Origin of the sequence: Arthrobacter sp. PAMC 25486 (genome assembly GCF_000785535.1) — a bacterium.
GTDB lineage: Bacteria > Actinomycetota > Actinomycetes > Actinomycetales > Micrococcaceae > Specibacter.
Map to the genome: position 1 here is coordinate 771,324 of NZ_CP007595.1, position 19,784 is coordinate 791,107.

The following is a 19,784-nucleotide window of genomic DNA, read 5'->3' on the forward strand; positions in this document are numbered from 1 at the left end:
TTAGAGCTCGATTTCCGGGATGTCCAGGGTGCGGCGCTCGTCGGAGGACTGCAGACCCAGCTCGGCCAGCTGCACGCCGCGGGCTGCGGAGAGCAGGCCGAAGCGGTGTTCGCGGCCGGCGACAACATCGCGCAGGAACTCTTCCCACTGCAGCTTGAAACCGTTGTCAAGGTCGGCGTTGGCCGGAACTTCCTGCCACTGTGAGCGGAAGGATTCGGTGACGGGCAGGTCCGGGTTCCAGACGGGCTTGGGGGTGTGGGCACGCTGCTGGGCAACGCACTTGTTCAGGCCGGCGACTGCAGAGCCGTGGGTTCCGTCGATCTGGAATTCCACGAGCTCGTCGCGGTAGACGCGCACGGCCCATGAGGAGTTGATCTGGCCGATGACCTGATCTCCGGCCGGGGTTTCCAGCTCGAAGATGCCGTAGGCGGCGTCGTCAGCAGTAGCTGCATATTCGTTGCCCTGCTCGTCCCAGCGCGCCGGGATGTGTGTTGCAGTTTTAGCATTGACGGTCTTGACCTTGCCGATGATGCCTTCGAGGACGTAGTTCCAGTGACAGAACATGTCGGTGGTCATGCCGCCGCCGTCTTCCTTGCGGTAGTTCCAGGAGGGACGCTGGGCGGCCTGGTGGTCACCTTCGAACACCCAGTAACCGAACTCGCCGCGGATCGAGAGGATGCGGCCGAAGAATCCTTCATCGACGAGGCGGCGCAGCTTGACCAGGCCCGGCAGGTACAGCTTGTCGTGCACGACGCCGGCGGTGATGCCGGCGGCCTGGCCGATGCGGGCCAGCTCGATGGCTTCTTCCAGCGTCTCGGCCGTGGGCTTCTCGGTGAAGATGTGCTTGCCGTTGGCCATGGCCTTCTTCAGGGTGGCGGCACGCAGGCTGGTCATGGAAGCGTCAAAGACGACGTCGACTGTGGGGTCGGCGATGATCGAGTCCAGGTCCGTTGTCCAGTGTTCGACGTTGTGCAGCTCGGCCAGTTCGCGGACCTTGGATTCGTTGCGGCCCACCAGGATGGGCTCGATGGCCACCTTGGTGCCGTCTTCGAGGGTCAGGCCGGACTCGCGCAGCGGCAGGATGGAGCGCAGCAGGTGCTGGCGGTAGCCCATGCGGCCGGTGATGCCGTTCATGGCAATGCGGATGACCTTCTGTGTGCCGGCGCCTTCGCCAGCCGCGGTGGTCTGTACAGCAGTTTGCTCGTTGGAAGCAGTAAGTGTCACGTGGTTCTCCCGGAAGTTGTTGAGAGCCGTTACCGGAAAGTCCGGCGTGGCTTAAGTTTGGAAAGCGCTTTCCAATATATGCTGAACTTATCACCGGGTCAAGGAACAAGAACTTTTCCCCTCACAAGTCTTCGTCAAAGGATGCTCAATTGGCCGTGAAACTCTCAGAGGTTGCCCGACACGCCGGCGTGTCGCTAGCCACCGCTTCGCGTGTCATTAACGGTTCGTCCCGCACGCCGGCCGCGGAGATCGCTGAACGGGTGAAGGCTGCTGCCGCTGAACTTGGCTACGTGGCCAACGCCCAGGCGCAGGCCCTGGCACGGCAGTCGACTGGCTTGGTGGGACTGGTGGTCCATGACATTGCCGACCCATACTTTTCAACCATCGCCCACGGCGTGCAACAGGCAGCTCTGGCCGCCAACCACCAGGTGCTGCTGGCCGGCACCGACTTGGAACACGACGGCGACTCCCCCGGCGACGCCGAGCTGGCTGCGGTGAATGCCTTCATCTCCTACCGTACTGACGCCATCATCCTTGCCGCCTCGCGCCTGCTGGAGGAGGACCCCAGACTCAGCAAGGCGCTGGCCCAATACATCTCCAACGGTGGCCGCGTAGTCACGATCGGAACCACCGAGATTCCCGACGCCCGGGTGCTGCACGTGGACAACCACGACGGCGCCGGAGCCTTGGTCCAAGCGCTCACTGCCCGCGGCCAGCGCCGCTTCGTCATCCTGGCCGGCCCCGCCGAACGCAACACGGCCCGTATCCGCGTCACAGGCTTCACGGACCGCCTGCAGGAAGCCGGACTTGCGCCGGTCGCCGTCGTTCACGGGGAATTCACGAGCCAGGGCGGCTTCGACTCAACCCTTGAGTTCCTCGACGGTCCTACCGCAGGTGCCCTCACGGACGGCAGTGGCGCGGCAACGGGCGGTTCCGCTTACAAGGGCGGCGGCTCCGAAGACACAGACTCCGCGGGGCCGCTGTGCATTCTGGCCGCCAATGACGTCATGGCGCTCGGGGCCATGGCGGCGCTGCGGACCAGAGGTCTGCGGATTCCCGAGGATGTCCAAGTGGCCGGCTTCGATGACATTCCCACACTACGCGACCACTTCCCAGGTCTGACCACCTACCGGCTGCCGTTGGAGGAGATGGGCCAGATCGCGGCGCAGTTGGCGCTGGTCCCCGATGCTAAGACGCCCACGAGTGTCACCGGTCAGGTTGTGCTGCGTGAAAGCGCCGGCGGCAATTAGCACTGCCGGAGGTTAGGGACGGGAATTCGCGCAGGGAATGCGGCATAATCACAGCATGACTACTGATGAGCAACCCGGACGCGACATGGCCAGCGACGATGCCTGGCGCTTCCTTGAGCACACACGCTTTGGCCGACTCGCGCTCAGCGTTGCCAACGAGCCCGACATCTTCCCCATCAATTACTTGGCACATGATGGCAAGTTACTCATTCGCACGAACCCCGGAACAAAACTCGCCGAACTAACCATCAATGACACAGTGGCTTTCGAGATCGACGGCTTGGCCGAGAACGAAGCCTGGAGTGTGGTCCTGAAGGGCACTGCGCGGGTGCTGGAATCGCAAACAGAGATCGACGCCGCCAGCGAACTTCCACTGGCCCCCTGGCTGAAGACGCTCAAGTACACCTTTGTGGAAATTACGCCCTCAAGCGTGCGCGGCATCCGCTTCGAACTGGGAACCGAGCCGGAGCGCTTCTGACTAGCGAACTTTAGCCCGGCGGGGTTTAGTCCGGCGGGGTTTAGTCCGGCGGATCTCGGGCTGAAGAGGTGTTGCCCAGCAGGGGCCTGGCCCGAGCCGGCTATGCTGCGAGTCCCAGCCAAGGGTGGCTGAGTGCGTGTTCGATGGCGAGCCTGGTCAGGATTTCGTTGTCCTCTGCGTCGTACGGTGATGCCTCGGGCGGCTCCGGGAGGTTGTTGAAGTCCCAGACCTCCTCGTCGACAGGATCCCGGGCCGTATCCTGGGCCAAGGCTTCCAGTGCCTCCGTATCGGTGGGAGACAGGCCGGTGGGTGAGAGGCCGGTGGGGTTCGTATCGGTGGGAGCTGGGGTGGTGCAATCCTGGTCTGTGTGAGCCGAGTCGGCACGGCAGGCATTGCTGTCTTGTTCCGTGTGGGCCCGGCTGATGAGTTTCTTCAGCCATTTCGGGTAGGCCGGTGCCTGTGGCTCGTCAAGGTCGGGCGGGCAGTACCTGCCTGACGGTGATGTCCAGGAGATCCGTCCGCCATCTTCGATGCGCGGCGTCCAGCCCCTGAGGCGCAACCCTTGCCGTTCAGGCTCGTCGATGCACCTGAGTTTGCCGTGCCTGTCCTTGTCGTCCTTGAAGTGTTTGACGAGGTGGTGGTGTGCGCACAGGTGTTCAAGGTTGTTGTAAATGGACCGCCCGCCGCTTTCGAAGCTCTTGACATGGTCGACCTCGCAGTTGACGGCCTTGGTGTTGCAGCCGGGGAACTGGCAGTATTCGTCCCTGATGCGCAGCTGCGTGCGCATGGCCTCACTGATCCGGTAACGGTCCGGGGCGATGTCAAGGGGTTGGTTGCTGATGGGATCTACCAGCAACCGAAGCATGCTGCCAGCCTGGGAAGCCAAGCGCTGGGCAACTTCCATGCTGATGGGACCTGCCCCTTCCAGCCACGCGGGTTCGTTCGTCACCCCGAGCATCGACAGCACAGGAATCAACACCACGGGTGTGACGTGCGGCAATGGAGGCCACTGCTCGCTACCACCAGGACTGGGCACAGTTCTCCCCCGGGGACCGGCCGCGACTGCCGCATGTGGGTCACCCCCGGTGCCGTTCACCATTTCGGGGCCGCCTGTTCCCGCAGGAGTCAGCACGGGCAGTTGCGCCGTGGAGTGCCACTGCGGGGAGTTGCGGGGATCCGGTTCCCTAAAGGCCGGGTCGGTGTAGTCAGGATCGTCAAATCGCGGGACCTGCCACGGGTAGAAGACACAGCCGTACCGGTTCGGGTCAGGAAATGCGCCTTCACCGCAGGGGTCCGGTTCGGACTGCAGGTACCAGGGCCAAGACTCAATGGTGCCCGACTCGGCGGCCCCGGTAAAGTACGTGCCCACTGGGCCTGAGGGAGAGTTTAGACCGCAGTGGCCGGCGGGCCCAAGATCGGAGGTGAAGGTGCTGTTGTTCATATCAGTGCCGGGTCCGTTATGCGGGGAGCCGCCCGCGCTGGAGCTGGAAGCATTGCCCTGGGCGCTGCCCGCGCTGGTGCCGTTGCAGCCCCACCCGGCAGCATCATCCGATAGTCGAACGTCCTGGAGGGCTGGGCTGTGGATACTGTTCTCGTCCATGCTCTGACGCAATAACAGGGCGGCCGCGATGTCCGCCCGCAATTGGGCCAGGGTGCGGTCCTCGTGGGAGCCCTGGGCGGCTTGGGCTGTGTAGGTGCACTGGTCCCAGATGGCCTCGATGGTGGGCGACGGGGCATAGAGGCTTAGCCAGGACATGCCGTCAAAGCCGCGGCTGACCCGCAGGTTCCTGTCGGCATAGGCGCGGCGGGTGCGTGCCGTGATGGTTTCCGGGTACTGGCGTTCGCGCAGCCGCCGCGCGGTGGAGCGGAAGCTGGGCAGTGTCTTGCGGACCGCGTGCCCCAACAAGCACTGCTCGAAGGCGTCGATGGTCTCTTGTGCAATGCCGGCCGCCCGCAGCAGGGAGGTCTCCTCGGCAATGACCACCGCATGGTCCCAGCCCAGCTCCCCCACGGTCAGCTGTTCCATGGACGCCGGCAGCGTGCGCACCAACGTGAGCGACTGTTCTATCAACCGCCCCGCCACACCTTCAGAGACGTGGAGAATGGTGGCCAGCTCCGCGCAGATCTGGTCAAGGGAGCAACCCTTCTGCCACCAGTCGAGCGAGAGCAGGCCACCTTCAAGCACGGCGGTGGATTCCAGGCGTTCCACCATGACGGCCACGAGCGCGGCACACCGGTTTTGCTGCCTTCTCAGCGCGGCAATGGCCTCCCCGCACCCGTCCATCAACGCCCTCACACCATCGAGCTGGGACAAGGAGGCAGGGCCGGATTCTCCGGGCACCGGCAGGGGCGGGCGTTCTGAGAGGGCACCCATGTCGGTGGCGAGTGGTTCAATGACAGGAAAGGCGAGAGCATCGATCAGCTCCGCCACACTTACTGTGGTGGATGCCTCTTCCCGATCCGTCGGGAATTCCAGTGAATCGCCCATACCACAATTATAGATCCCATCAACCTGTAAAGCAATGGATTCGCAAATCTTCCCAAACAAATATTCTAGACACCCGCGGCAGCGCCCCTAAGTACCCCGGCGGCAGCTGGGGAACAGGGAAAAGGCGAGTCCCGCCGTCGTACATCAACGAAGTACGACGGCGAAACCCGCCTTACAGAGGCAGCGGCGCCTACCAGCGGTGGGCCACGTCAACGACCACGCGGGTGGAGTTCCCGGGGCCGTCGAGGAGGAAAACCTGGAACGGCAGTCGGGCACGAACGCCCAGGCCCAGGGTGGTCCTGCCCTCAAAACTTCCCGCCATGGCCAGCTGGCGGAACGTGGCATAACCGCTCGTGTTGACCAGCTCATTGCGGTTGGCGGGCTGGTAGGTCGCGTTGCCGGAGGCGTTGTAGGCCGGAGCCAGCACCGTCAGCTGAAGGTAGGCGCCGCCCCGCAGCGGAACGGTCATGCCGCTGCCGGGTGAGGTCACGTTCGAAACGTACCTAACGTTGTATCCGGTGGCATGGCCCGTGATGTCAATGACCATGCGGTCAAAGCAGGCGTGCCGACCGGCCCGCACATTGGTGATGGTGGCGGTGGAACCGATGCCCGCCGTTTTGGCCAGCGAACCCCACGTGATGCCGCAATACGGGGCGGCCTGGGCCGGCGCCGGGCCGACAAGGAAGAATGCGGCAAGCAGCCCCACAACTGCCAGCCAGGTTTTGAAGAACTTCATGGGAAACACCCTCTTTGGGAACTTTGGCCCCACGGAAGTGGGGGTGATACTTACGCTATTACTCCCCTGCCTGCGGCGCATCAGTAGGGAGCAAAAATCCGCCCAACCGTTACGGGTACTGGGACCGGATAGGGAAACGTTATGCAGGTCTCCTTAATGATTCGATCGTGACCTTCGGGGATAGGCTGAACACAATTACTGACCACCCTTGGAGCTCCCCCATGACCACGCGCAGTTCGTCCAGCCCCTCAGGGCAGGCAAAGTCACCTGAGGCACGCGGCGGGGGCATTGGCAGCCGCGGTGGCGACGGCGGAGCTGCGGATCCGGCGCTCGGCGGCGCACTTGACGGCGCACTCGAAAATGGTCCGGCGCATCCGGCGCTTGACGGCAAGGACAGTGCGCTGGCCGCGCGGGCCACGGACGCATCCTGGCGGTCGACGCTGCTGCGCTACTACTCGCTGACGAAACCACGAGTGCTGTACGGCAATGTGCTCACGGCGGCTGCGGGCTTCCTGTTCGCCAGCCCGGGACCTATCGACTGGCTGCTGTTCCTGGCGGTATGCCTCGGCACCACCCTGGTCATTGGCTCGGCCTGCGTCCTGAACAATGTGCTCGACCGTGACATTGACACCCTCATGGCCCGCACCAAAAAACGCGCCACCGTCACCGGGGGCGTGGGTGCACGCAATGCGCTGATCTACTCCGCGGTCCTGTTACTGGCCGGCATGGCAATCCTGGTGGCCTGGACCAACGCACTGGTGGTTGGTGTTGGGATCGGCGGCTTCCTGGCCTACGTTGTGCTGTACGGCATGCTGTCCAAGCGCCTGTCCATTCATGGCACGCTCGTGGGCAGTGTTTCTGGCGCGGCACCCATCCTCGGTGGTTACGTCGGCGCCAGCAACGCCATCGACGCGGGCGCCGTCATCGTCTTCCTGATCTTGTTTGTCTGGCAGATGCCGGCCTTCTACTCAATCGCGATCTACCGTCAGGCCGAATACGCCCGCGCCAACGTGCCCGTCATCTCGGTGGTTCGCGGCATCCCCAACACGGTGGCGCAGATCCTTGTCTACACGGTGTTGTTTGTGGTTGTCTCGGTGCTGCCCCAGCCCTTTGGCTACACCGGCTGGGTCTACACGGCGGTCATGGGCATCCTCGGCACCGGTTGGCTCGTCCTGGCTGTACGCGGGCTGCGCGCCACCGACCACGACCGCTGGGCCCGCCTCATGTTCCGCTACGCACTGATGATGATGTTCGCGATTTCCCTCATGCTCTCCGTGGGACCGCGACTGCCGTAACCGCGACCGCCCGGTATCCGCCCAAATCAGCCCCCACCGCACCGCCCACATCAGCCTGTACATTGCTACCCCTTGACCTGCAGCATTATTGGGCATGCAATGGAGTAAGAGGCCACAACTGCTGGGCCTGTTTAGTGCGTCCGGTCGACGCTGACCGGGTCCTGCTCCGGGAGGTGTTGCAGATGAGTTTCCTCATTCTCGCCATGTTGGTGGCTGTGACTGCCGCCGCAACCGTGTGGCTGGCCAGGACTCGCGCCGAGCGTGATAATGATCCTGATTCCACGTTTTGGTACACCTTCACGGGCTTGTGCGTGCTGGCACCCATGATCCTGATCCCGGCTTTGGCGAGCAATCTTTCCTCGATTGTGCTGCTGGTGTTGGCCGCGTCGGCCGCGATTGCCATGCACCTGTTTCTGCGTCGCCAACGGGCCCTGGCGTTGCTGGCCGCACACCGCGCGCAACGTCAGGCAGGCCTTGCCACTGCCGCCGAACAGCACCAGGGGCTCATCGACCACTGGGCCTGCTACCTCCTGGATCCCGACACCGCCAGCAAATTCCCGGCCATGACCAACATCCACCTGCCCGAGACTGCAGCGCTGGTCCGCAGCATGGCCGCCGCTGAGCAGCTCACCCCCGCCATTCCCCTGACGGACGACGCCGTTGCCTCCTACCAGCGATCCGTCACCGAGCTTGCACTCGCTTTGGCGACCGCCGAAAAAGCGGCGGCCAACACGTAAAGGTGAGTCGCCGCCGTCGTGCTTCATGTGCGTGCCCGCGGGAAACTGGCCCTGAAAGAGGTAGGGCTGGCCCTGCAGGAGGCAGCGAAAGAAGTTACTGGACCACGAGGACCGGGATCGGCGACTGGTTGACAACGGAGGCGCTGACCGAGCCCAGCAACAGCCCCATCAGGCCGCCGTGCCCGCGTCGGCCAACCACGAGCATGCGCGCCCCCTCGGCCACGGAGATGAGACCCGTGGCGGCAGAGCCCTGGATGAGCCGGGCGGAAACGGAGGCGGGGACGTTGTCGCCGAAGGCCTGAAACAGGGCGTCGGCCAGGACTTGCCGGGCGCCCTCTTCGAAGTTGCCAATGCCAAGTGCCGCGTAACTGGCATGTTTGGTGGGCATCTCCCAGACAGCCACGGCATCAACCACGCCACCGAGCTCGGCAGCCAGTTTGGCACCTTCCTGCAAAGCATTGACAGACGCAGTGGAACCGTCAACACCAACGACTATACGAACCTCGGATGTGACTTCAGACAAGGGAGCCTCCTTCGGACAACGGGCCGTTCCCGTTGTTTTCCATTCTCCCGTACAAACGTCAAAGCACGAAGTTAAGGCGGCGTCGCGGCTAGTTTTGTGGCGGCACCGGTTCCGCAGAAGGTGCAGGCTCGGCAGGAGGTGCCGGCTCCGCTGGCGCCGGCTCGCTGGTTTGGGCAGGCGGTGCCGGCTCGTCGGGCTGCGAAAGCTCGGCGGGGGCGGTCGGCTCCGGCTGCGTGGGTGCCGTGGGTTCCGTGGGTTCCGGCGCCTGCGTGGGCTGGGGCTCCGGCCGCACCGGCTGGACGGGGGGCACGTAGTCGCCGGGCTTGGGATCGTTGACCCCGGAGACGAGGGGTGCTGTCGGCGCCAGCATGGACGACGGCGGTTGGCTGAAGGGAGTGCCGGCGTAGGCCGGGCCGGTGGCTGCCGCGTTCATGACGGCAGCCCATTGGGAGCCGGCCAGGTCGGCGCCGTCAACACCCAGATAATACTTTCCGTTGATCATGATGTTTTGGTTGACCCACTCGGGGCCGGTGCCCTTGTAGCTGCCGAACCAGGAGGCGGTGGCAACGCCGGTGGTGGCACCGATGGTCCACGTGTCCACGTTGCCGTCGGTGGTTCCCGTCTTGGCAAAGGCGTTGGACTTGTCATCGAGGGGAACGTAGTAGCCGGAGCCGATGGTCAGCACGTTCTTGAGGGCGTAGGTGACTCCGGAGGCCACGTCCTGACTCATGGTCCGCTGGCAGTCGGCGCCCGGCACGGGATAGGACGTGCCGGCCGCGTCCACAACGGAGGTCAACGCGATCGGGTTGCAGCGGATGCCGCCGCTGGCGAAGGTGGCCATGGCCGTGGCCATGTCGATCGGGGCCACACTCTGGGTGCCGATCAGGTTGGCGATGCTGGAGAGGTCGTAGGGCGCGTTCGTCCGGCCGTCCTTGAGCCCGGCAGAGGTTGCCATTTTCTGGATGTTGCAGAAGTCCAAGGCCGTGGCCGTCTGGAAGGTGACCGTATTGATCGAACGGTACAGCCCCTCCTCCGCGCTCATGGAGAAGTAGTGGTTGGGATCGTCATTCGGCAGCAGGAAGCTTCCGGAAACGCTCGGATCGTACACGCCCGTGGTGGTGCCGCAACTGTTCTTCCACGGGAAGTCCTGGCGGTATTCACGCACGGCACCATTGATGCTCGTCATCATCGAATGCCCGCTGTTGAGCCATTCGGCAAACACAAACGGCTTGAACGTCGAGCCGATCGGGAAGCCGCCCGCACCATGGAGCGGCTGGCCGCTGGCATCGGTGACGGGCAGTGCAAAATTGCCCATGTAGTTCCCTGGCGCCTCGGCCGGGTCGTACACCGTGTTCTGCCCCATCGCGAGCACATTGCCTGTGTTTGGCTGGACACTGACGACGGCGGCTCCGCGCTGGAGTGGGTCGGTGGCACTCATCGTGGCACTCGCCTGTGACTGGGCAACCTGCTGGAGGCCCGCGTCCAGGGTGGTCTTGATGGTCAGCCCGCCCTGGAACAACAACTTGGTGCGTTCCTCCGGCGTGGCACCAAACGCGGGGTCGTTCAGGATCAACTGCTGGACGTAGTCACAGAAGTAAGGGGCCGAGGCAGACGCGGCACAGCCCTGGGCGCTCTGCGTCAGGTGCAGTTCCAGGGGAGCCGCAATGGCGCCATCATGGTCCGCCTGGCTGATCTTCTTCTGGGCCAGCATCCTGTTCAGCACATCGTTGCGCCGCTCCACCACCTTGTCGGGGGCGGTGACGGGATCGTAGTACGACGGGCGGTTGACCACCCCGGCCAGGGCTGCGGCCTGCGGCAGGGTCAGCTCCTTGGCCGTGGTGCCGAAGTACAGTTTCGCCGCCGACTCGATGCCGTAGGCTCCGTTGCCGAAATAGATGATGTTGAGGTAGCCGGCCAGGATGTCGTCCTTGGACATTTTTTTCTCCAGGCCGATGGACATCTGAATTTCCTTGACCTTGTCTGCCAGGGTCTTCTCGGCACCGAGCTTGGCCTCGTCGGTTTTGCCGTTGGCCACCAACTGCTCAATCAACATGTTGTTGACGTACTGCTGGGTGATGGTGGAGGCGCCTTGCCGGCTGCCGTTCAGCGTTGCCAGGGCGGCGCGGATGATGCCCTTGGCATCGACTCCCCCGTGCTCATAAAACCTGGCATCCTCGATGGCAACGACACCGTCCCTGACGAACGGCGACATTTGCTCCAGGCCCACCACTTGACGGTCCTGGGCGTAGAGGGTGGCAATGGTGGAGCCGTCGGAGGCAAGGATGGTGCTGGTCTGGGCTGGGGCGCTGAAGTTGATGTTCTCGGGGACCACGGACAGGAATTTGTCGGCACCGCCCACTGCTGCGGTGGCCGCGATGCCCAGCGGGGAGAGCAGGGCCGCCACAAGGACACCCGCAACACCGCAGACAAGGAAAAGCCGGAGCAGGTTGGACACCTGGCCTCCGGGTGAGAGCCCCAGTTCACGCATCTTTCCTTTGGCCATGGCCCGCATACCCCTCAGTTCTTGTCCTGCCCAACACAAGCAGTGCTGCCACACGCGATGGCGCAGCGCATTTTCCAGCTTCCTCCCCTTAGATGGGTGTTTCCTGAAAATGCCGTGAACAGCTGTAACGAGCTGAATAATGTCACAGCCCCGTGTTAGCTTGGCCATGAGCCGGAAAACAGCTGGCGACGAGCGAAAGCGACAGCCATGACAGCGCAGCCACAGTACTCCACCGCCACCACCGTGGAGGACTTCCAGCGCCATGTGGCGGACGTGAAAAGCAGGATGGCCGCGGCCGCGGCACGGGTGGGCCGCTCGGCGGATGAGGTGCGGCTGCTGCCCGTGAGTAAGACCGTTGACTCGGACAGGCTCCGCCTGGCCATCGCTGCCGGGTGCACGGATCTGGGGGAAAACAAGGTCCAGGAGGCGCTGCGCAAAAGCCGGGAATTGGCGGACGTGCCCGGGTTGCGGTGGCATGTGATCGGGCACCTGCAAAGCAACAAGGCCAAGTTTGTGGCCCAATTCGCCCACGAGTTCCAGGCCCTTGACCGGCTCAGCCTGGCCAAGACACTCAACAACCGCCTGGCGGTGGAGGGCCGGACCCTGGAGGTGCTGGTCCAGGTCAACACGTCCGGGGAGGACAGCAAGTTCGGTCTGCCGCCCGCTGAAGTGGCCGCCTTCATCCGTGAGCTGCCGGCCTTTGAGCGGTTGCGGGTCAAGGGCTTCATGACCCTTGCCAGCAACAGCCCCGACGAATCCCGTGTGCGGGCTTGTTTCCAAACCCTCCACCGGCTCAGGGAGCAGGGGCAGCAGGACGTGCCGGCCGGCGTCGAACTTCAGGAACTCTCCATGGGCATGTCGGGTGACTTTGAACTGGCCATTGAGGAGGGTGCCACGGTGGTGCGGGTGGGGCAGGCGATTTTTGGGGCACGGGCGCTGCCTGACAGCTACTATTGGCCAGACGAACCGGACATGTAGCAGCAATGGCGGCGCGACGGCCGGAGGAGTCGTATGCTCATGGCATGGCTAAATTCTTTGACGTCCATCCACACGATCCCCAGGCACGTTCAGTCAGCCAGATCGTGGACATCCTGAAGTCCGGCGGGTTGATCGCCTACCCCACGGATTCCTGTTACGCGCTCGGTGCGCAGCTGGGCAACCGGGAGGCGCTTGACCGCATCAGGGCGATCCGCCGGCTCGACAGCAAGCACCATTTCACGCTTGTGTGCAAGGACTTTGCGCAGCTGGGGCAGTTCGTCATGGTCGACAACGACATTTTCCGCAGCATCAAGTCCGTCACGCCGGGGCCGTACACGTTCATCCTGCCGGCCACCAAGGAGGTGCCCAAGCGCTTGGCGCATCCGAAGAAAAAGACGGTGGGCGTGCGCATTCCCGACAGCCGGCTGATTCACGACATCCTCCAGGAGCTGGGCGAGCCGATGCTTTCCAGCACGCTGCTGCTGCCCGACGAGGAGGAGCCGCTGACGCAGGGCTGGGAGATCAAGGAAACCCTTGACCATGTCGTCGACGCCGTGATTGAGTCGGGTGAAGTCGGTGCCGAACCCACAACGGTGATTGATTTTTCCAGCGGCTACGCCGAGGTGGTGCGGCACGGAATGGGCGATCCCAGCCGCTTCGAGTAAGTTTTGCCTTCACCAATCTGAAACAAGGGAGTTTTGCGATGGTTACGAAGAGAACAACACACACCGGCTACACGGTTCCGGGGTTGTCGCTGCAGGATGGGCACAAGGTCGCGGAGTTGCTGCAGTCGCGGCTGCACGCATTGAACGACCTGGCGCTCACACTCAAGCATGCGCACTGGAACGTGGTGGGCCGCGACTTCATCAGCGTCCACGAGATGCTGGACCCACAGATCGAGCTGGTCCGGGCCATGGTGGATGAGACGGCCGAACGCATTGCCACACTGGGCGTCTCCCCCAACGGCCTGCCTGGTGCCCTGGTTGCCGCCCGTTCATGGGATGACTATTCCATTGGCCGTGCCCACACCTCCGCGCATCTGGCCGCCCTGGATTTGGTCTACACCGGTTTTCTCTCCAGCCACCGCAAGACCTTGGCCACCGTGGGCGAGCTTGATCCCATCACCGAGGACATGGTCATCAACCAATGTGCCCAATTGGAATTGTTCCAATGGTTCATGCGCGCCCACCTGGAGGACGACGCCGGAGACCTCGCCAATGCGGGGGCCAAGACCGAACGTTCGGCAGCCAACAAGGCCAAGTGAACGCCGCCATGGCGGTACCCGTTCCTGGCCCCGCAGCATCGGCGTCCCGGCCCGCCTATCCGCGAACGGCGATCGTCACGGGTGGCGACCGCGGCATTGGCAAGGCGACGGCGTTGGCACTGGCCGCCGCTGGATTCGATGTGGGCTTCACCTGGCACGATTCCCCCTCCGGTGCCGACGAGACGGCCGCGGCCGTCGAGGCGCTGGGCCGTCGGGCACATTCCATGTGGTTGGACACCACCGACCTGCCCAGCTGCGCCCCGGCCGTTGAGCAGCTGGCAGGGTCACTCGGCTCCCTGGGCGTGTTCGTCAACAACGTGGGCGTGGGCCTGACCCGGTCCGTCGTGGACACCGACTACGAGGACTGGAAACGCATTCTTGACACCAACCTCAACGGAGCGTTCCTGTGCCTGCAGGCTGCCGCGAAATTGCTGCTCGCCGGCGGTGCCGGCGGGCGGATCGTGGTGGTGACGAGCATCCACGCCAAGCAGCCGCGGTTTGGCTACGGCGCCTATTGCGCCTCAAAATTTGGGCTCGACGGGCTCACCAAGACCCTTGCCGTGGAGCTGTCCGAGCACGGCATCACGGTCAACGCCGTGGCGCCGGGCGAGATTGCAACCCACCTGCCGGCGTCGGAGACCCGCCATCCACACGCGATCCCCCGGCCGGGCATCCCGCTGGGCCACGCCGGGACGGCGGATGAAATCGCCGACGTCATCACGTTCCTGGCCTCCCCTGCCGCCAGCTATGTCACCGGCGCGAGCTGGGCGGTCGACGGCGGAATGGGTCCGGTGGGTGCGCAGGCAAGTTCGCACCTGTCCAACAATGAGTGGCGGGCGGCGTCAGTGAAAGGGACAAGTCTGGAACAGAAGTAGGCGCCGGCAGCGTGGGCTCCCTCGCGGGCAGTAAGATTTCCTCGGCCGCGGGCGGCCTCCGAAATCCATCCCCGCTCCGGGAGCCCACGCTGCCGGCAAGTCGTGTTCCCTGTTACATCCGGCTCTTGACCTTTGCCGTTGCCGGGGCGGTCCACGGATCCTCGGGCCACGGGTGCTTGGGGTAGCGACCGCGCATCTCGGCCCGCACCTGCGCGTAGGGTCCGTTCCAGAAGGACGCGAGGTCGTCGGTCACGGCCAGGGGGCGCCGGGCCGGGGACAGCAGGTGGAACAGCACCGGGACCCGGCCGTTCACCAGCCGCGGGGTCTCCGCCAGCCCGAAGCATTCCTGCAGCTTAACAGCGACAACGGGAGGGCCGCCGTCGGACACCTCTGGATAGTCAATCCGGATGTGGGAGCCGCTGGGGACGGCCAGTGTTTCCGGCGCCAGCTCCCCCAGCTTTGACGCGGCGGGCCAGGGCAGCAGCCGGCGCAGCGGCTCCGTCAGCGACAGGGCCGACAGCGCGCGGCCGGCAGCCACCGATTCCAGTTCGGGACCCAGCCATTCCGGCAGTCGTGCAAGCAGGGCACCATCGCTGACATCCGGCCAGGGATCACCCAACTCCCGGTGCAAAAGTGCCAGGCGGCTACGCAGCGCATGGGCAGTTCCCTGCCAGGACAGCACGCCCAGGCCATCGACCGCCAAGGCTTGTGCAACGGCTGCACGGCCCTGTTCGGCTGTCGGCTTCACGGGGGTGGAGGCCAACACAATGGCGCCCAGCCGTTGTTCCCGCCTGGCCGAAACCTTGCCGTTGGTGAACTGCGCGAGCACTGAATCCTGGAGCAGGTGGGCGGCAACCGCCTCGGCATGTTCCCGCGACAGGGGTGCCGCGGCACGGATGACGGCGCCCGTGCCGGCAGCGTCCCGGCCCTGCGCACGGGACACCTCGGCCACGGCAAGCCACTCGTGCCCGGCCAGCGGACTGCCGGCCGGCAACCCGGCACGCGTGCCCGAGGACAGCAGATACTGGTTCCCGGCCGCACCCGCGACGAGCCGGGCAACCCTGTCCGGGAAGGCAAGCCCGACGACGAAGCCCAGCGCCTCTGAACGCAACACCTCCGGCACCACCGTCGCGCCACGCGCTGGGGCAGCGGCCTTCGTTGAGTCAGCGGCGCCCTTCGTGGCGGGTGCAGCATTCGTGGAGCCGCCCTGGTGGGCCAACTTTTCCAGCCGCGCCACCTCCTGCTTCCAGCGCCGTGCGCCGGGATCGCGGCCTGAGCGAAGGGCGGCCAACAGCGCCGTGAGATCGGCACCCGGGGCCCGGCCGTCTCCTGCTACCAAAGCTACAACTTCAGCCGCAGCTAAGGCACCCACAACAGCGCCACCGTCGAGCAGGGCACGGGCCAGCCGGGGATCGGCCGGGATGTCGGCCAGCTTCTTGCCCAGTGCGGTGGCGTGTCCGGCAGTGTCCACGGCACCGATTCCCGTCAAGACCTCGATGGCGGATTGCAGGGCCTGGGCCGGCGGCGGGTCGGGCAGCAGCAGTCCTGCGCCTCCGGGCGCACCCCAGCAGGCAAGGGTCAGCGCCGCTGCACTAAGATCGGCCACGGCGATTTCCGGCATGGGCGCCGCCGGTGCCGCGGCAAACGTCTTCTGGTCGTAGCAGCGGACCACGGTTCCGGGACCGAGCCTGGCGGCACGCCCCGCCCGCTGTTCGGCGGAGGCACGTGAAGTTGACACCGTGACGAGGCCCGTCATGCCGCGGCCGGCATCGCGCCGGGGTTCACGGGACAAACCTGCATCGATAACGAGCCGCACCCCCGGCACCGTCAGCGACGATTCCGCCAGCGAAGTGGAGACGATGATGCGCGGCAACCCGCCGGGTTCCCGCGCCGAAACCGCCCTGTCCTGTTCCCGGGCAGGCACCTGGCCATGCAGTTCCAAAACGTCGGTGTTTCGGGTGGTGGCGCGCAACCGTGAGGCGATGTGCCCCACTTCCCAGGCGCCCGGGGCGAACACCAGGGCATCAACATCGGGGTTCGCGGCCACGGCTGTGGCGTGGGCGGAGGCTGACGTGTCCGCCACGTGGTCAAGAAAGGAGCGCGTGATCCCCCGCTGGTCCATGCGCGGCCGGGCAGGCGGTGCCCACTGGATCTCGAGGGGGAACAGCGCAGAGGGGCAGTCGACCACCGGGGCCGGGGACGCGCCGTCGTCCGTTCCCAGCAGCCGGGCGAACCGGGCGGCATCGAGGGTGGCGGACATGGCGATGAGTGTGAGGTCGCCGCGCAGTTGGCGGACCTCGCCGAGCAGCCCCAAGAGGAGGTCGGTGTCCAGGCCGCGTTCGTGCACCTCGTCGAGCACGACGGCGGCCACGGTTTCCAGGCCCGGGTCGCGCAGGAGGCGGCGCAGGAGGATGCCGGGGGTGAGGAATTCGATGATGGTGCCAGCCCCGGTGTGGCTTTCGCCGCGGACGGTGTAGCCGACCTTGGTGCCCAGGGGCGTGCCGTCGAGGGTGGCCAGGCGGCGGGCGGCCGAGCGGACGGCGACGCGGCGCGGCTGGGTCACGATGATTTTGCGTGCGGGGCCGGCGTTGAGGGCGTTGGCGACAAGCGGCGGCACGAGCGTCGTCTTGCCGGTGCCGGGCGGGGCCTGAACGACGGCGGCGGCACCAGCGGTTGCGGGTTCATCAATGCAGGCTCCCAGGCTTGCAGGGCCGCGCAGGATCCTGGCCAGCTCGGGCAGGGACTGGGAAAAAACCAGCCCCTGCCCGAGCTCGGCAAGGGTGAACGGGCCGTCAGGGAGTCCGTTCACGGGAGAATTGGACAAGGAAATTAGCCGATCTGCAGTTCGCCCATCTCGCCCCAGGAGTCCCCGTCAACCTTGCGGGAGACGATCTTCGGTGTTGAGACCAAAGCGGGGCGCATGGATTCCAGGCCCGCCTTGAAGTGGTCGCTGTTCACGTGCAGGCCTGCGGCTTCGTCGTCAAGGAACGCCTCAACGAGGATGAACTCGTTGGGGTCCTCCACGCTACGTGACCAGTCGAACCAGAGGTTGCCTGCCTCGGCGCGGGTGGCCTGCGTGAACGGTGTCACGATGTCGATGAACTGCTCGGCGGATTCGGGTTTGACCTGGAATTTCACAACAATAAAGTACATGCTTCCAAGCCTACCGGCCGAGGGGCCACAAACGAGCGCAGCGAGTTTGGGGAGGGTGGGAGGCGCTACCGGCCGAGGGGCCACAAACGCGCGTAGCGAGTTTGGGGAGGGTGGGAGGCGCTACCGGCCGAGGGGCCACAAACGAGCGTAGCGAGTTTGGGGAGGGTGGGAGGCGCTACCGGCCGAGGGGCCACAACGTGGGCCCACGGCCGCGACGGGCCCGCCGCGGAGCTTGCGAGCGGTGGGAGCGGGTGGGCTTTGGAAGTGCGCATGCCCTGTGCCGGGTATTGCGCCACTACGACAGCTGTGCCATGCTGCCCTTCCATGCTGCGCATAGTCAACGTCGTCGTGGCACGAACACCCGCCGACCCCCGGCATGCGCAAACTTTCGGCCTACGCAGGCGCATGCCTCATGGAAAGTTTCGCCATGCGCAAGGACAACTTCGCTGTCAGCGCACAGGAAAAGCCATTGCGGTCGGCCTCCGGTTTACCAGCCGCGATTACGCCATTCCGGCACGGAGTCCCTCTCCGCGGCCAGCGTGGTCGGATTGCCGTGGCCGGGCAATACGATCGCGTCCAGGTACTGGTCAAAGAGGCGCTCCTCAACGTCGCTGAGCAGCTGCGTGAACCGTGCCGGATCCTGCTCCGTGTTGCCAACACCGCCCGGGAACAGCGAGTCACCGCTGAAGATCAGGGTCCCGCCGTCGAACGTCAACGCGTAGGCGATGGAGCCGGGGGTGTGGCCGCGCAGCTGGATGGCCTTAAGATCAATGCCGTCGACGTGCACAATGTCGCCCTGCTGCAGCGGCTGTTCGGTGGTGACTGCGCATGCCGCCTCGATACCGGCAATGTCGTCGGCGCCGGCCGCGGTAGGCACGCCTTCCTGGCCCTTGAGCTCCGCGAGTGCCCGTACATGGTCCCAGTGCTGGTGCGTGGTGGCGATCAGAGCAAGTCTGGCGGGAACGCCGGCGTCCGTTGCCGCATCGGCGAGCAGGGCGTTGATGGCGGGAAGGTCGTCAGCGGCGTCGATGAGGATTTGCTCTCCGGTGGCCTTCGCGGTGATCAGGTAGATGTTGTTTTGCATTTCGGATACAACGGCACGGCGCACAGTGTGGTTGGGAAGATCATGGATTAGCGAAGAATCAACAGTCATGGCACAAGCGTAGCGAAGTTGGGAGATGGCAAGCGACGGCGATAATCTCAGGATGCGGCTGAAGGAGCAGAATGTTCGACGGCGCGAGGGCGGCGGCCATATCCTTGACTGGTTCTGTCCGTGTGCGCCACCCGCCGCGGCCCGCCTGCCAGGAGCCCTCCATGATCACCCGCGAAGATGTTGACCAGGCCGCCGCCCGTATTGCGGGGCGGGTGCGCACCACTCCCGTCCTAATGCTCGATGCCGGCCACTCCCCCGCCGAGGTCTGGCTCAAGTGCGAATTCCTGCAGCACACGGGCACCTTCAAGGCCCGCGGCGCCTTCAACCGCATCCTAGGCTGCCAGGAGCGGGGCGAACTCGACCCGGAGATTGGCATCGTGGTCGCCTCGGGCGGCAACGCCGGGCTGGCGAACGCTTATGCTGCAGCCGCCGTGGGCGTTCCCGCAACGGTGTTTGTGCCGCTCACGTCACCCGCTGTGAAGGTGGCCAAGCTGCGCGCGGCGGGGGCTGCCGTCGTACAGGAGGGGGCGGAATATGCCGACGCCTATGAATTGGCGATGGCCCATGCTGCGCGCACCGGAGCGGTTTATTGCCATGCCTACGACCAGCCCGAGATCGCCGCCGGCGCCGGAACTATCGGGCTCGAGCTGCTTGGCCAGCTGGACGGCGTTGACACCGTTCTTGTCGCTGTGGGCGGCGGCGGACTGATGGCCGGAATCGCTGCTGCATTGGAGGGACAGGCAAAGGTTGTTGCCGTGGAGCCAGAGAATGCGCCGAGCCTGCACGCCGCGCTGGCCGCCGGGGAGCCCGTAGACGTTTCAGTTTCCGGCCTCGCGGCCGACTCGCTGGGTGCCCGCCGCATAGGTGACATCGGATTCGGTGTGGCCGTCCGTACGGGTGTGAAAAGCGTCCTCGTCAACGACGAACAGGTCGCCGCCTCCCGGCAATTTCTGTGGGACAACTACCGGATCGTTCTGGAAAACGGTGCCGCGGCCGCCTACGCGGCCCTGCAGTTCGGTGCCTACGCACCCGCGGCCGGCGAACGCGTGGCAGTCATCCTGTGTGGCGCGAATACAGACCCAGCCGGTTTGTAGGGCAGCCCGGCTGTAGTTCGGTGCCGCACCACG

17 protein-coding genes are annotated in these 19,784 nt (G+C 65.1%); 9 read left to right on the plus strand and 8 right to left on the minus strand.

Going from position 1 to position 19,784, the window contains the following annotated elements; genetic code table 11:
• Positions 1 to 1,134, minus strand: coding sequence for a Gfo/Idh/MocA family protein (locus art_RS03670; protein WP_038468550.1), 1,134 nt, complete (start codon positions 1,132 to 1,134; stop codon positions 1 to 3).
• Positions 1,135 to 1,379: 245 nt separating this feature from the next.
• Here art_RS03670 and art_RS03675 point away from each other — a divergent pair, with 245 nt between their 5' ends.
• Complete coding sequence (locus art_RS03675; protein WP_082000510.1) at positions 1,380 to 2,474, plus strand: LacI family DNA-binding transcriptional regulator; 1,095 nt, start codon at positions 1,380 to 1,382, stop codon at positions 2,472 to 2,474.
• 55 nt (positions 2,475 to 2,529) lie between these two features.
• Positions 2,530 to 2,952 carry a pyridoxamine 5'-phosphate oxidase family protein gene (locus art_RS03680; RefSeq protein WP_157875135.1) on the plus strand — a complete coding sequence of 141 codons (423 nt, stop codon included), beginning with the start codon at positions 2,530 to 2,532 and terminating at the stop codon, positions 2,950 to 2,952.
• Between the two features lie 100 nt (positions 2,953 to 3,052).
• On the opposite strand, the gene art_RS20795 is transcribed toward art_RS03680, so the two are convergent.
• Positions 3,053 to 5,440 (minus strand): HNH endonuclease signature motif containing protein, encoded by a 2,388-nt coding sequence (locus art_RS20795; protein WP_052135965.1) that lies wholly within the window; start codon positions 5,438 to 5,440, stop codon positions 3,053 to 3,055.
• A 190-nt stretch (positions 5,441 to 5,630) separates the two neighbouring features.
• Positions 5,631 to 6,176, minus strand: a complete 546-nt coding sequence (locus tag art_RS03695; RefSeq protein ID WP_038462540.1) for a hypothetical protein — start codon at positions 6,174 to 6,176, stop codon at positions 5,631 to 5,633.
• A gap of 221 nt (positions 6,177 to 6,397) precedes the next feature.
• Here art_RS03695 and cyoE point away from each other — a divergent pair, with 221 nt between their 5' ends.
• Both cyoE and art_RS03705 read left to right on the plus strand, forming a co-directional pair.
• Positions 6,398 to 7,471 carry a heme o synthase gene (gene cyoE / locus art_RS03700; RefSeq protein ID WP_052135966.1) on the plus strand — a complete coding sequence of 358 codons (1,074 nt, stop codon included), beginning with the start codon at positions 6,398 to 6,400 and terminating at the stop codon, positions 7,469 to 7,471.
• 182 nt (positions 7,472 to 7,653) lie between these two features.
• On the plus strand, positions 7,654 to 8,208 hold the full coding sequence (locus tag art_RS03705; protein ID WP_157875136.1) for a hypothetical protein: 555 nt from the start codon (positions 7,654 to 7,656) through the stop codon (positions 8,206 to 8,208).
• Between the two features lie 94 nt (positions 8,209 to 8,302).
• On the opposite strand, the gene art_RS03710 is transcribed toward art_RS03705, so the two are convergent.
• Together art_RS03710 and art_RS03715 are read right to left on the minus strand one after the other, a co-directional pair.
• Entirely contained in the window at positions 8,303 to 8,731 is a 429-nt protein-coding gene (locus art_RS03710) for a universal stress protein (protein ID WP_038462541.1), read from the minus strand.
• A gap of 88 nt (positions 8,732 to 8,819) precedes the next feature.
• Entirely contained in the window at positions 8,820 to 11,234 is a 2,415-nt protein-coding gene (locus art_RS03715) for a transglycosylase domain-containing protein (RefSeq protein WP_253901461.1), read from the minus strand.
• A gap of 207 nt (positions 11,235 to 11,441) precedes the next feature.
• Here art_RS03715 and art_RS03720 point away from each other — a divergent pair, with 207 nt between their 5' ends.
• Genes art_RS03720 through art_RS03735 form a run of 4 tightly spaced genes read left to right on the plus strand, consistent with a single transcriptional unit; the run spans position 11,442 to position 14,351 of the window.
• Complete coding sequence (locus art_RS03720) at positions 11,442 to 12,212, plus strand: YggS family pyridoxal phosphate-dependent enzyme (RefSeq protein WP_038462542.1); 771 nt, start codon at positions 11,442 to 11,444, stop codon at positions 12,210 to 12,212.
• A gap of 44 nt (positions 12,213 to 12,256) precedes the next feature.
• Positions 12,257 to 12,877 carry an L-threonylcarbamoyladenylate synthase gene (locus tag art_RS03725; protein WP_038462543.1) on the plus strand — a complete coding sequence of 207 codons (621 nt, stop codon included), beginning with the start codon at positions 12,257 to 12,259 and terminating at the stop codon, positions 12,875 to 12,877.
• A gap of 38 nt (positions 12,878 to 12,915) precedes the next feature.
• Positions 12,916 to 13,476, plus strand: a complete 561-nt coding sequence (locus art_RS03730) for a Dps family protein (protein WP_038462544.1) — start codon at positions 12,916 to 12,918, stop codon at positions 13,474 to 13,476.
• Entirely contained in the window at positions 13,473 to 14,351 is an 879-nt protein-coding gene (locus art_RS03735; RefSeq protein WP_052135969.1) for an SDR family oxidoreductase, read from the plus strand. Before art_RS03730 ends, art_RS03735 begins: the two co-directional genes overlap by 4 nt.
• A 112-nt stretch (positions 14,352 to 14,463) precedes the next feature.
• Here art_RS03735 and hrpB read toward each other — a convergent pair whose 3' ends face one another.
• The 3 genes from hrpB to art_RS03750 all read right to left on the minus strand — a co-directional run bounded on the left by hrpB (position 14,464) and on the right by art_RS03750 (position 18,657).
• On the minus strand, positions 14,464 to 17,160 hold the full coding sequence (hrpB, locus tag art_RS03740) for an ATP-dependent helicase HrpB (RefSeq protein ID WP_038468570.1): 2,697 nt from the start codon (positions 17,158 to 17,160) through the stop codon (positions 14,464 to 14,466).
• 20 nt (positions 17,161 to 17,180) lie between these two features.
• Positions 17,181 to 17,504, minus strand: coding sequence for a putative quinol monooxygenase (locus art_RS03745; protein ID WP_038462545.1), 324 nt, complete (start codon positions 17,502 to 17,504; stop codon positions 17,181 to 17,183).
• Positions 17,505 to 17,991: 487 nt separating this feature from the next.
• A complete protein-coding gene (locus tag art_RS03750; RefSeq protein WP_038462546.1) occupies positions 17,992 to 18,657 on the minus strand; it encodes an MBL fold metallo-hydrolase in 666 nt (221 codons plus the stop codon).
• Positions 18,658 to 18,818: 161 nt separating this feature from the next.
• Here art_RS03750 and art_RS03755 point away from each other — a divergent pair, with 161 nt between their 5' ends.
• Complete coding sequence (locus art_RS03755) at positions 18,819 to 19,751, plus strand: threonine/serine dehydratase (RefSeq protein WP_038462547.1); 933 nt, start codon at positions 18,819 to 18,821, stop codon at positions 19,749 to 19,751.
• Positions 19,752 to 19,784 lie beyond the last annotated feature (33 nt).